A 12,802-nucleotide genomic window follows, 5' to 3' on the forward strand; every position below is an offset into this window, starting at 1 on the left:
AAGTTTTCGATTAGCATAATGGGGTGCCTAAAGCCGTAGCTGAAGAAACCCCTGCCCGCGCCACGTCCCTCACCGTCCCCTCCGCTGCCGTCCCGCAGCGCCCGGACCTCTCCCGCCTTGTGGTGAAGGGCGCGCGGGAGCACAACCTGCGCAACGTGGACCTCGACCTGCCGCGCGATGCCATGATCGTCTTCACTGGCCTCTCCGGATCCGGCAAGTCTTCGCTGGCATTCGACACGATCTTCGCCGAAGGCCAGCGCCGCTACGTTGAATCGCTGTCCGCCTACGCACGCCAGTTCCTGGGCCAGGTGGACAAGCCCGATGTCGATTTCATCGAAGGCCTCTCCCCGGCCGTCTCCATCGACCAGAAATCCACCAGCAAGAACCCGCGGTCCACGGTGGGCACCATCACCGAAATCTACGACTACATGCGCCTGCTCTGGGCCCGCGTGGGCAGGCCGCACTGTCCCGTGTGCGGTGAGCCGGTGTCCAGGCAGACGCCGCAGCAGATCGTCGACCAGCTGCTGGAACTCGATGAGGGCACCCGCTTCCAGGTCCTGGCGCCCGTGGTGCGCGGGCGCAAGGGCGAGTGCGTGGACCTCTTCAAGGAACTCACTGCCAAGGGCTATTCCCGGGCACGCGTGGACGGCAACCTGGTCCAGTTGAGCGATCCTCCCAAGCTGGGCAAGCAGTTCAAGCACACCATTGAAGTGGTGGTGGACCGGTTGGTGGTCAAGGAGGGCATCAGCCAGCGGCTCACCGATTCCATCGAGACGGCCCTTGGGCTGTCCGAGGGCCGGGTCCTGGCCGAATTCGTGGACCTTGAAGCAGACGCGGCCGGACGAATCCGGGCGTTCTCGGAAAACCTCGCATGCCCCAATGAGCACCCCCTCGCCATCGACGAGATCGAGCCCCGCTCGTTTTCCTTCAACAACCCCTTCGGCGCCTGCGCCGCCTGCAGCGGAATCGGTACCCGGCTCGAGGTGGATGAGGAACTCATCGTTCCCAACCCGGAACTGTCCCTCTCGGAAGGCGCCATCGCTCCCTGGTCGCTGGGCACCGCCACCACTGAGTACTGGAACCGGCTCCTGGAAGGCCTGGCGAAGGAAGTGGGATTCTCCATGTCCACGCCGTGGGAAAAGCTGGGCAAGGATGTGCGCCAAACGATCCTGCACGGCAAGGACCACAAGGTGGTGGTGCAGTACCGCAACCGCTTTGGCCGTGAACGCAAGTACAGCACCGGGTTCGAAGGCGCCATTCAGTACGTCCACCGCAAGCACGGCGAGACCGACTCCGACTGGGCCCGCGACCGCTACGAAGAATACATGCGCCAGGTCCCGTGCCCTTCCTGCAACGGTGCCCGCCTCAACCCGGCCTCCCTGTCGGTCCTCATCAACGGCAAGTCCATCGCCGAGGTTGCGGCCCTGCCCATGCGGGACTGTGCGGAGTTCCTGAACAACCTGGTGCTGACCGGGCGTGAAGCGCAGATCGCCCATCAGGTCCTCAAGGAGATCCAGGCTCGCCTGACGTTCCTGCTGGACGTGGGCCTGGAGTACCTGAACCTCGAACGCCCCTCCGCCACCCTTTCCGGCGGCGAAGCCCAGCGCATCAGGCTCGCCACCCAGATCGGTTCCGGCCTGGTCGGGGTCCTCTATGTCCTGGACGAACCCTCCATCGGACTGCACCAGCGGGACAACCGCCGGCTGATCGAAACCCTTACCAGGCTCCGCGACATGGGGAACACCCTCATCGTCGTCGAGCACGACGAGGACACCATCCATGTGGCCGACTGGATCGTGGACATCGGCCCCGGCGCCGGCGAGCACGGCGGCCAGGTGGTCCACTCCGGGACCTACAAGGAACTCCTGGACAACAGGGAATCCCTGACCGGCGACTACCTGTCCGGCCGCAAGGCCATCGAGGTACCCAAAAAGCGCCGGAAGTACGACAAGAAGCGCGAGATCAAGGTAGTGGGCGCACGGGAGAACAACCTCGTGAACGTCGACGCAGCCTTCCCGCTGGGCCTCTTCACCGCCGTGACCGGGGTGAGCGGTTCCGGCAAGTCCACCCTCGTCAACGAAATCCTCTACAAGGTGCTGGCCAACAAGCTCAACGGTGCCAAGCAGGTCGCAGGCCGGCACAAGACAGTCCAGGGGCTGGAACACCTGGACAAGGTGGTCCACGTGGACCAAAGCCCCATCGGCCGTACCCCGCGGTCCAACCCGGCCACGTACACGGGCGTCTTCGACAACATCCGCAAGCTCTTCGCCGAGACCACCGAGGCCAAGGTGCGCGGTTACCTTCCCGGGCGGTTCTCCTTCAACGTCAAGGGCGGCCGCTGCGAAGCGTGTTCCGGTGACGGCACGCTGAAGATTGAGATGAACTTCCTGCCTGACGTGTACGTCCCCTGCGAGGTGTGCCACGGGGCCCGGTACAACCGGGAGACCCTGGAGGTGCACTACAAGGGCAAGACCATCGCCGATGTCCTCAACATGCCCATTGAAGAGGGGGCCGAGTTCTTCGCGGCGTTCTCGCCTATCGCGCGCCACCTGAACACCCTGGTGGACGTGGGACTGGGCTACGTCCGCCTCGGACAGCCTGCCACCACCCTGTCCGGCGGTGAGGCGCAACGGGTCAAGCTCGCTGCGGAACTGCAGAAGCGGTCCAATGGACGCAGCATCTACGTCCTGGACGAGCCCACCACAGGCCTGCACTTCGAAGACATCCGCAAGCTGCTCATGGTCCTGCAGGGGCTGGTGGACAAGGGCAACACAGTGATCACCATTGAGCACAACCTCGATGTCATCAAGAGCGCCGACTGGCTGGTGGACCTCGGGCCGGACGGCGGCTCGGGCGGCGGCCAGATTGTTGCGGCAGGCACCCCGGAGCAGGTGGCCAAGTCGGGCACCAGCTACACCGGGAAGTTCCTCGCCGAAATACTCGGCTGACCGGAGCAGATTCGACCCGAATATTCCTCAACGGGCATGCGAGTTTCAGGCACTCCTGCTGTCGTGAGAAACTAACCCGGTGACTTCAACAACAGTGCCCGTGATCTTTGACCTGGACGGCACTCTTGTCGACCCGGCCGGTGGAATAACTGAGGGGATTGCCTCCGCCCTCCGCGGGCTTGGGCTCCCGGTTCCCGGCCAGGACCTGCTGGACGCGATGATCGGCCCCAAGCTGAGTGATTCCCTGCTGAACGTGGCAAAGGTGCCGGTGGACCGCCTCGAAGAGGTGGTCCACCGCTACCGAGAACACTACGTGGCGACGGGAATCGCCCAGAGCCGGCTGTACCCGGGCATCCGCGACATCCTGGAATCCTTTGCGGCAGCGGGACGGCCCGTGGCTGTAGCCACCCAGAAGCCCCAGCGGCTGGCCCATAAAGTGCTGGCACACCATGGCATCGACAGGTTCTTCCACGGAATCCACGGCTCCGCCGACGACGAAACGGAAGTGGAAGGCGTCCCGCTGGGTAAGACCCAGATCATCGCTGCCGCCCTGAGGGACCTGGAGACGCAGCACGCCATCATGGTGGGAGACCGCGCCCAGGACGTTGCCGGTGCGATCGCCAACGGGTTGGACTGCGTCGGAGTTGTTTGGGGGTTCGCCCCGGACGGAGAGCTTGAGGAAGCCGGTTCGGTCGCCGTGGTCAGCACGGGTGAGGAACTGGTAGCGGTCATCGAGCGGCTGCAGACAATCCACACCGCTGCCATGAGCGGGGTGAGCAACGATGGAAATGTTTGATGCCGTCCGCTGGACCACCCGCAACCTGATCGCCGGCACATGCCGGCCCACCGTCGTCGGACTCGAAAATGTCCCTTCCGACGGCCCCTTTATCGTGGCGCCCAACCACCTGTCCTTCTTTGACAGCGTGATCGTCCAGGCGCTGATGCCCAGGCCGGTTGCATTCTTTGCCAAGGCCGAGTACTTCACCACAGGCGGCGTCAAGGGCAAGGTTATGAAGGCCTTTTTCGAATCAGTAGGCTCCATTCCTGTGGAGCGCGGCGAACAGGCTGCCAGCGTGCAGGCGCTCAAGACCCTGCTGGACATTCTTGAGGCCGGCCGCGGCATCGGCATCTACCCCGAGGGCACCCGCTCCCGCGACGGCATCCTCTACCGGGGACGCACCGGGGTTGGCTGGCTGGCGCTCACCACGGGGGCGCCCGTGATTCCCGTGGGCCTGATCGGAACCGAGAAGCTCCAGCGCGCCGGCGAAAAGGGGGTCAGGCCGCAGCACTTCACCATGAAGGTGGGGGAGCCGCTGTACTTCGACAAGACGGGACCGGACCACTCACTGCCGGCACGCCGTGAAGTCACCGACCGGATCATGGAGGCGATTGCCGGCCTCAGCGGCCAGGAGCGCTCGGCCAGCTACAACCAAAGCAAGTCCGCCGAGTAGGCGGTCGGCGGACCAGAGGGACAGCACGGCGTGAACCGGCCCGGCTGGCAGGGAAGACCGGCGGAAATCAGTAGACTTGATAGGTGGCAAATCCAGCAAGTTACCGGCCCAAGACTGGTGAAATCCCCACCAATCCGGGCGTCTACCGGTTCCGTGACCCGCACGGCCGGGTCATCTATGTGGGCAAAGCCAAGAGCCTCCGGTCCCGGCTGAACTCCTACTTCGCCAATCCGGCGGGGCTGCTGCCGAAGACCTATGCGATGGTCCACGCGGCCAGCAGCGTCGAATGGACAGTGGTGGGCAGCGAACTCGAGTCGCTGCAGCTGGAATACACCTGGATCAAGGAATTCAAGCCACGCTTCAACGTGGTGTTCCGTGATGACAAAACCTATCCCTACCTCGCGGTGACCATGAGCGAAAAGTACCCGCGGGTGCAGGTAATGCGGGGGGACAAGCGGAAGGGGACCCGTTACTTCGGCCCCTACACCGCCGGGGCCATCCGGGAAACCATGGACACCCTGCTCCGTGTCTTCCCCGTCCGGAGTTGCAGCGCCGGCGTCTTCAAGCGGGCCGAGGCCAGCGGCCGGCCGTGCCTGCTGGGCTACATCGATAAATGTTCCGCGCCGTGCGTGGGGCGGATTTCCCCGGCGGACCACCGGGAACTGGCCGACGATTTCTGCGCTTTTATGGGCGGTGAGGCCAAGAGGTTCATCAACAAGCTGGAAAAGCAGATGGCCGGCGCCGTGGCGAAACTCGACTATGAGCACGCCGCACGGCTGCGTGACGACATCACGGCGCTGCGGAAGGTGTTCGAGCGGAACGCCGTGGTGCTGTCCGAGGACACCGACGCCGACGTCTTCGCCCTTCACGAAGACGAACTGGAAGCGGCCGTCCAGGTGTTCCATGTCCGCGGCGGCAGGATCCGCGGCCAGCGCGGCTGGGTAGTGGAAAAGGTGGAGGACTTCACCACCCCGGACCTGGTGGAGCACCTGCTGCAGCAGGTCTACGGCGAGGACGGCGACACCCACGGCCGGCTGCCCCGGGAAGTCCTGGTGCCGGTGGCGCCCAGCAACCCGGAAGACCTCGCCGTTTGGCTGGGCGGGATCCGCGGCGCCAAAGTGGACATCCGGGTGCCGCAGCGCGGGGACAAGGCGGCCCTGATGTCCACCGTGCGCGAAAATGCCGAACACGCGCTGAAGCTCCACAAGACACGCCGGGCGGGGGACATTACCGTAAGGTCGCAGGCCCTCCAGGAGTTGCAGGAAGCCCTGGACCTGCCCGTGCCGCTGCTCAGGATCGAATGCTTCGACGTCTCCCACGTCCAGGGCACCAACGTCGTGGCCTCCATGGTGGTGGTGGAGGACGGGCTGCCCAAGAAGTCCGACTACCGCAAGTTCTCCATCACCGGCGCCGCGGCGTCTGATGACACCGCCGCCATGCATGACGTCCTGACCCGCCGGTTCCGCCATTACCTCCAGGACAAGTCAGCGCAGGTGGACGCATCCGTGCTGGAAGCGGACGGCCAGGAAGAGCCACCGGATGCCGCCGTGCTGGACACCACCACCCCGGCGCCCAAGGCCAAGTTCGCGTACCCGCCAAACCTTGTCGTGGTCGATGGCGGCCAGCCGCAGGTGAACGCCGCTGCCCGCGCCCTCAAGGACCTGGGCATCGACGATGTCTACGTGGTGGGGCTGGCCAAGCGCCTGGAGGAAGTGTGGCTCCCGGACAGCGACTTCCCGGTGGTCCTGCCCCGCACCTCGCAGGGGCTGTACCTGCTGCAGCGGATCCGTGACGAGGCCCACCGCTTCGCTATTACGTTCCACCGGCAAAAGCGCGGCAAGGCCATGACGGTGTCGGCGCTGGACGCCGTCCCAGGCCTTGGCGCGTCCAAGCGCAAGGCCCTGCTGGCGCACTTCGGATCCGTCAAGGGAGTGAAGGCTGCCACTGCGGAGGAGCTGGCAGAGGCGAAAGGCATTGGCCCGGCTTTGGCCGGCGCCATCGTGAACCACTTCGCCGCCGAGGGACCAGAGGCCGTGACCGTCCCGGCGATCAACATGGCCACCGGCGAAATCATTGAAACTTAGTTAGGGTAAAGGACGGGGCAGCGCCACAGCGGCCGCCCACGGGACAACGAGGAAACGGGGCAGGCTTCATGGCAGACACGACGGCGGGATCCGGAGCGGAGCACGATGGGCTGGAGCCCGTCAAGCCGCTCGAAGCGGAACTGCTGGTGGTCACCGGAATGTCCGGCGCCGGGCGGAGCACCGCCGCAGACGCGTTGGAGGACCACGGCTGGTATGTCGTGGAGAACCTCCCGCCGCAGATGCTGGGCACGCTCGCGGAACTGGTCTCGCACGCACCGCAGTCCATTCCCCGGCTGGCGGTGGTGATCGACGTCCGCAGCAAGGGCCTCTTCGCGGACATCCGCGCAGCGCTGGGCGCACTGGCCGCCAGCGGAGTGACCTTCCGCGTCCTGTTCCTGGACGCCAGCGACAACGTGCTGGTCCGGCGCTTCGAGCAGGGACGGCGCCCGCATCCGCTGCAGGGCGGCGGACGCATCCTCGACGGCATCGCTGCCGAACGCGAGCTGCTGCAGGAACTGCGCGACAGCTCCGACGTCGTCCTGGATACCTCCAACTACAACGTCCACGGCCTGGCCACCGCCATCACGGAACTGTTCAGTGAAACCGGCCCGGTTGCCCTGCGGCTCAACGTCATGAGCTTCGGTTTCAAGTACGGCCTGCCGGTGGACGCCAACTACGTGGCCGACGTCAGGTTTATCCCCAACCCGCACTGGGTGCCGCAGCTGCGCCCGCTGACCGGTTTGGACAAGGACGTCAGCGACTACGTACTGGAGGCCGAAGGCGTCAAGAACTTCGTGGACCGCTACGTCCTGGCCCTGGAACCCGTCCTCGAAGGGTACCGCAGGGAGAACAAGCACTACGCCACCATCGCCGTCGGCTGCACGGGCGGCAAGCACCGCTCCGTTGCGGTCGCCGTGGAACTTTCCAAGAAACTCGCGCAGTATCCGCGGGTCACGGTGACCACTGCGCACCGGGATCTGGGCCGCGAATAATGGCCCTGTTCACCGGAGCCCTGCCCCTGGTGCCGCCAGCCGCCGGAACGGGCTCGGGCCAGCAGGACAAGGGCCCAAACGTCGTGGCCCTGGGCGGAGGGCACGGCCTCGCTGCCTCGCTGTCAGCGCTGCGCCTGCTCACCTCCGAGCTCACTGCGATCGTTACTGTGGCGGACGACGGCGGCTCATCCGGGCGTCTGCGGGAGGAGTACGGCGTCCTCCCGCCAGGGGACCTCCGCATGGCACTGTCCGCGCTCTGCGACGATACTGACTGGGGACGCACCTGGCGCGATGTCATGCAGCACCGGTTCCGCGCCGGGAAAGGGACCGGCGGCTCCCTGGACGAGCACGCCATGGGCAACCTCCTGATCGTCACGCTCTGGGAGCTGCTGGGCGACGCCGTCGCAGGGCTCAAGTGGGCCGGCGCCCTGCTCGGCGCCCGCGGCCAGGTCCTGCCGATGTCAACCGTCCCGCTCACCATCGAAGGCGACGTGCGCGTGACCGCCCCGGACGGCGGAACTGCCCTCCACACCATCCGCGGCCAGGCGCGCTGTGCCGTTGCCGGCTCGCTCGAGGAAGTCCGGCTCCTGCCGGAAGCGGCCCCCGCATGCACCGAGGCCCTGACGGCAATCGAACTGGCGGACTGGGTGGTCCTGGGCCCGGGCTCCTGGTACACCTCCGTCCTGCCGCATCTGCTCCTGCCCGAGATGCGGCAGGCCCTGTGCAGCACCCCCGCCAAACGCTGCCTGACCATGAACCTCGCCACGGACACCAAGGAAACCACCGGGATGTCGGCCGCGGACCATCTCCACGTCCTTCGGCGTTACGCCCCGGAGTTCAGCGTGGACGTGGTCCTGGCCGATCCCGCCTCCGTACCGGACCGGCAGGAGTTCGAGAAGGCCGCCGGCATGATCGGCGCGGAGGTGGTCTTGGGTAAAGTAGGGGCGTCGGGACGCCGCCCTGTCCACGAGCCTCTGCGGCTGGCGACGGCGTACCAGGACATTTTTGGGAACAGTTAGGAAGGTGCCATGGCACTGACAGCATCGGTCAAGGAAGAACTGTCCCGTCTGGACATCAAGAAGTCATCAGTGCGCAAGGCGGAAGTCTCCGCAATGCTCCGGTTCGCCGGGGGACTGCACATCATTTCCGGCAGGATCGTCATCGAGGCGGAAGTGGACCTGGCGTCAACGGCCCGGAGGCTCCGCGCCGCCATCGCCGAGGTCTACGGGCACCAGAGCGAAATCATCGTGGTGTCCGCCGGCGGACTGCGCCGCGCCAGCCGCTACGTGGTCCGCGTGGTCCGCGACGGCGAGGCGCTGGCCCGCCAGACCGGCCTCCTGGACGGCCGCGGACGCCCCGTGCGCGGCCTGCCATCCGCCGTCGTCAACGGTTCAGCTGCAGACGCCGAGGCCGTGTGGCGCGGCGCGTTCCTGGCCCACGGATCGCTCACGGAACCCGGCCGGTCGTCGTCCCTGGAAGTCACTTGCCCAGGGCCCGAATCCGCCCTGGCCCTGGTGGGCGCCGCCCGCCGCCTCGACATCCAGGCCAAGGCCCGGGAAGTCAGGGGTGTGGACCGCGTGGTCATCCGCGACGGCGACACCATCGCCGCGCTCCTGACGCGCATGGGAGCCCACGATGCGCTGATGGTGTGGGAGGAACGCCGGATGCGCAAGGAGGTCAGGGCCACTGCCAATCGGCTTGCCAACTTCGACGACGCCAACCTGCGCCGCTCTGCGCAGGCAGCCGTTGCTGCGGGGGCACGGGTGGACCGGGCGCTGGAAATCCTGGGCGACGACGTGCCTGACCACCTGAAGTACGCGGGTGAGCTGCGGGTGGCGCACAAGCAGGCCAGCCTGGACGAGTTGGGCCGGCTCGCGGACCCCGTCATGACCAAGGACGCAATCGCCGGCAGGATCCGCCGCCTGCTCGCCATGGCGGACAAGCGCGCGCTTGACCTGGGCATCCCCGGAACGGACGCCAATGTGACGCCTGAAATGCTTGACGAGTAGGCGCCCCATAGAATCAGAAATAATTCCGGGCACCAGCTGTCCGGATGCACAATCCAAGAGTTACCAACCGGGCCTTCCTGGTCCACGATATTGGAGGATTTTGTGACCGAGTACGTATTGCCGGAACTCAGCTACGACTATGCCGCCCTGGAACCGCACATCTCCGCGCGGATCATGGAGCTGCACCACAGCAAGCACCACGCCGCCTACGTGGCAGGAGCCAACAACGCCCTGGCCCAGCTGGCCGAAGCCCGTGAAAAGGGCGACTTCGCCAACATCAACCGGCTCTCCAAGGACCTCGCTTTTCACACCGGCGGCCACATCAACCACTCCGTCTTCTGGAAGAACCTTTCCCCGGACGGCGGCGACAAGCCCGAAGGTGAGCTGGCTGCGGCGATCGACGACGCCTTCGGCTCCTTCGACGCGTTCCGCGCCCAGTTCTCCGCCGCAGCCCTTGGCCTGCAGGGCTCGGGCTGGGGTTTCCTGGCCTACGAACCCATCGGCGGGAACCTGGTCATCGAGCAGCTCTACGACCAGCAGGGCAACACCGCGCTGGGCACCATCCCGCTGCTGATGCTGGACATGTGGGAGCACGCCTTCTACCTGGATTACGTCAACGTCAAGGCTGACTACGTCAAGGCGTTCTGGAACATCGTCAACTGGGCGGATGTTGCCCAGCGCTTCGAAGCAGCACGCGCCAACGCCACGGGACTGATCACCCTCCCATAGTGACCGGCGTTATACACCGCTGTAACGAACTTCACATTCTGACTTAAACCGGCCGGGATGTGGCCCGTCCGCCCCCGCACTTGCGGGGGCGGACCCAGTTAAACGTAAGATAGGTCACGGAAGGCGGTTAGCCTTCAGCAATGAGGCTGGTCGCCCTCCATGTAAATCATCTCTGCCCAACGGCGTGCGGGATCTGTTAGTTGGCTTGAACGCCCGCTCAACTAGTAGTGCTTCTCATAGCACCAAGGAGACTGTAAAAGTGACGACCCGTATTGGTATCAACGGCTTCGGCCGCATTGGCCGCAACTACTTCCGCGCAGCGCTTGCCCAGGGCGCGGACCTGGAGATCGTTGCCGTCAACGACCTCACCAGCCCCGAAGCCCTGGCGCACCTGTTCAAGTACGACTCCGTCGGCGGCCGGCTGCAGGAAACCATTGAGGTCAAGGACGGCAACATCGTCGTCAACGGCAACGTGGTCAAGGTCCTGGCCGAACGCGATCCGGCCAACCTGCCCTGGGGCGAGCTGGGCGTTGACATCGTCATCGAGTCCACCGGCTTCTTCACCAAGGCAGCGGACGCGCAGAAGCACATCGACGCCGGCGCCAAGAAGGTCCTGATCTCCGCCCCGGCCTCGGACGAGGACATCACCATCGTGATGGGTGTGAACCACAAGCTCTACGACAACGCCACGCACCACATCATCTCCAACGCGTCCTGCACCACGAACTGCCTCGGCCCGCTGGCCAAGGTGGTCAATGACGAATTCGGCATCGAGCGCGGCCTAATGACCACGGTCCACGCCTACACCGCGGACCAGAACCTGCAGGACGGCCCGCACAAGGACCTGCGCCGTGCACGTGCCGCCGCCATCAACATGGTTCCCACCTCCACCGGTGCCGCCAAGGCCATCGGCCTGGTCCTGCCGGAGCTCAAGGGCAAGCTGGACGGCTACGCCATCCGCGTCCCCGTGCCCACCGGTTCCGCCACCGACCTCACCGTCACCGTTTCCCGCGAGACCACGGTGGAGGAAGTCAACGCCGCCCTCAAGCGTGCCGCCGAATCCGAGGAGCTCCAGGGCTTCCTGACCTACACGGACGAACCCATCGTGTCCTCCGACATCGTCGGCGACCCCGCTTCCTCCATTTTCGACTCGGGCCTGACCAAGGTCATCGGCAACCAGGTCAAGGTTGTTTCCTGGTATGACAACGAATGGGGCTACTCCAACCGCCTCGTTGACCTCACGGAGCTTGTCGCATCCAAGCTGGGCTAGGGTTAGACACATGACATCCCACACCCTCAACGAACTGATCGCTGAAGGTGTCCGCGGGCGGTACATTCTGGTTCGAAGTGACCTGAATGTGCCGCTCGACGGCTCTACAGTCACTGACGATGGCCGCATCAAGGCCTCCCTTCCAGTGCTGTCAAAGCTCACGGACGCCGGTGCCCGCGTGCTGGTAACAGCCCACCTCGGACGCCCCAAGGGCGCTCCTGAGGACAAGTACTCACTCCGCCCTGCAGCGGACCGGCTCGCCGAACTGGCGGGCTTCAAGGTCACCCTGGCTGCCGACACGGTCGGTGACGCCGCCAAGGCGGCGGCTGCATCCCTCCAGGATGGCGAAGCCCTGGTCCTCGAGAACGTCCGCTTCGAGGCCCGCGAGACCAGCAAGGACGACGCCGAACGCGGCGCCTTCGCTGACGAGCTGGTTGCCCTGACCGGCGGCAACGGAGCGTACGTGGATGACGCCTTCGGTGCGGTCCACCGCAAGCACGCCAGCGTCTACGACGTTGCGACCCGGCTGCCGTCGTACCAAGGCGACCTTGTGCACACCGAAGTCGAGGTCCTGCGCAAGCTGACCGCGGACACCCAGCGTCCCTACGTGGTGGTGCTCGGCGGTTCCAAGGTTTCGGACAAGCTCGCTGTCATCGACAACCTGCTCGGCAAGGCTGACACCATCCTGGTGGGCGGCGGCATGCTCTTCACCTTCCTGGCAGCGCGAGGCCACAAGGTTGCTTCGAGCCTGCTCGAGAAGGACCAGATCCCCGTTGTCCAGGACTACCTGAAGCGAGCCGAGGATGCCGGCACGGAATTCGTGGTTCCCACGGATGTCGTGGTGGCAGGGAAGTTCGCTGCCGACGCAAAGCACGAAACCGTTGCAGCCGACGCCATTGAAGGCAGCAGCTTCGGTGCCCAGGGAATCGGCCTGGACATCGGCCCGGATACCGCTGCCGCCTTCTCCGAAAGGATCAAGGGCGCGCGGACGGTCTTCTGGAACGGCCCCATGGGTGTCTTCGAATTCGAGGCATTCGCGGCAGGAACCCGCTCCATTGCCCAAGCCCTGGCTGAAACCGACGGGTTCACCGTGGTGGGCGGCGGAGACTCGGCTGCTGCGGTACGCACCCTGGGTTTCAGCGATGACCAGTTCGGCCATATTTCCACCGGCGGCGGTGCCAGCCTGGAATACCTCGAAGGCAAGGACCTCCCAGGTCTCAGCGTCCTGGACCGGTAGGACCATACCGGTCAAGCCACCGCTGCTGGCCCGCAGTAATCGGACTTCGCAGTCCTCCGGCCGGCAGGTTGCCCGCAGCAGC

10 protein-coding genes are annotated in these 12,802 nt (G+C 65.5%); all 10 read left to right on the plus strand.

The window, feature by feature from the left end:
- Positions 1-23 precede the first annotated feature (23 nt).
- The 10 genes from uvrA to IEW19_RS04565 all read left to right on the plus strand — a co-directional run bounded on the left by uvrA (position 24) and on the right by IEW19_RS04565 (position 12,720).
- The gene (uvrA, locus tag IEW19_RS04520; RefSeq protein ID WP_188570494.1) at positions 24-2,948 is read left to right on the plus strand and encodes an excinuclease ABC subunit UvrA; all 2,925 of its coding nucleotides are present in this window, start codon (positions 24-26) and stop codon (positions 2,946-2,948) included.
- A gap of 79 nt (positions 2,949-3,027) precedes the next feature.
- Positions 3,028-3,744, plus strand: coding sequence for an HAD hydrolase-like protein (locus tag IEW19_RS04525; protein WP_188570495.1), 717 nt, complete (start codon positions 3,028-3,030; stop codon positions 3,742-3,744).
- Positions 3,731-4,399 carry a lysophospholipid acyltransferase family protein gene (locus tag IEW19_RS04530; protein WP_188570496.1) on the plus strand — a complete coding sequence of 223 codons (669 nt, stop codon included), beginning with the start codon at positions 3,731-3,733 and terminating at the stop codon, positions 4,397-4,399. The genes IEW19_RS04525 and IEW19_RS04530 overlap by 14 nt, the downstream gene beginning before the upstream one ends.
- Before the next feature lie 83 nt (positions 4,400-4,482).
- Positions 4,483-6,483, plus strand: a complete 2,001-nt coding sequence (uvrC, locus tag IEW19_RS04535) for an excinuclease ABC subunit UvrC (RefSeq protein ID WP_188570497.1) — start codon at positions 4,483-4,485, stop codon at positions 6,481-6,483.
- Positions 6,484-6,551: 68 nt separating this feature from the next.
- Positions 6,552-7,475, plus strand: a complete 924-nt coding sequence (gene rapZ, locus IEW19_RS04540) for an RNase adapter RapZ (protein ID WP_188570498.1) — start codon at positions 6,552-6,554, stop codon at positions 7,473-7,475.
- The gene (locus tag IEW19_RS04545; RefSeq protein WP_188570499.1) at positions 7,475-8,494 is read left to right on the plus strand and encodes a gluconeogenesis factor YvcK family protein; all 1,020 of its coding nucleotides are present in this window, start codon (positions 7,475-7,477) and stop codon (positions 8,492-8,494) included. The genes rapZ and IEW19_RS04545 overlap by 1 nt, the downstream gene beginning before the upstream one ends.
- Positions 8,495-8,503: 9 nt before the next feature.
- The gene (whiA, locus tag IEW19_RS04550) at positions 8,504-9,484 is read left to right on the plus strand and encodes a DNA-binding protein WhiA (protein WP_015937022.1); all 981 of its coding nucleotides are present in this window, start codon (positions 8,504-8,506) and stop codon (positions 9,482-9,484) included.
- Positions 9,485-9,586: 102 nt separating this feature from the next.
- The gene (locus IEW19_RS04555; protein WP_188570500.1) at positions 9,587-10,213 is read left to right on the plus strand and encodes a superoxide dismutase; all 627 of its coding nucleotides are present in this window, start codon (positions 9,587-9,589) and stop codon (positions 10,211-10,213) included.
- Between the two features lie 259 nt (positions 10,214-10,472).
- Entirely contained in the window at positions 10,473-11,483 is a 1,011-nt protein-coding gene (gap, locus tag IEW19_RS04560; protein WP_188570501.1) for a type I glyceraldehyde-3-phosphate dehydrogenase, read from the plus strand.
- Positions 11,484-11,493: 10 nt separating this feature from the next.
- Positions 11,494-12,720, plus strand: a complete 1,227-nt coding sequence (locus tag IEW19_RS04565; protein WP_188570502.1) for a phosphoglycerate kinase — start codon at positions 11,494-11,496, stop codon at positions 12,718-12,720.
- The last annotated feature ends 82 nt before the right edge of the window (positions 12,721-12,802 follow it).

This window comes from Arthrobacter liuii, assembly GCF_014639275.1.
GTDB lineage: Bacteria > Actinomycetota > Actinomycetes > Actinomycetales > Micrococcaceae > Arthrobacter > Arthrobacter liuii.

Coding starts and splice junctions, on each gene's coding strand:
- IEW19_RS04530 (WP_188570496.1), top strand. CDS start 3,731: ATGGAAATGTTTGATGCCGTCCGCTGGACCACCCGCAACCTGATCGCC.
- rapZ (WP_188570498.1), top strand. CDS start 6,552: ATGGCAGACACGACGGCGGGATCCGGAGCGGAGCACGATGGGCTGGAG.
- IEW19_RS04545 (WP_188570499.1), top strand. CDS start 7,475: ATGGCCCTGTTCACCGGAGCCCTGCCCCTGGTGCCGCCAGCCGCCGGA.
- whiA (WP_015937022.1), top strand. CDS start 8,504: ATGGCACTGACAGCATCGGTCAAGGAAGAACTGTCCCGTCTGGACATC.
- IEW19_RS04565 (WP_188570502.1), top strand. CDS start 11,494: ATGACATCCCACACCCTCAACGAACTGATCGCTGAAGGTGTCCGCGGG.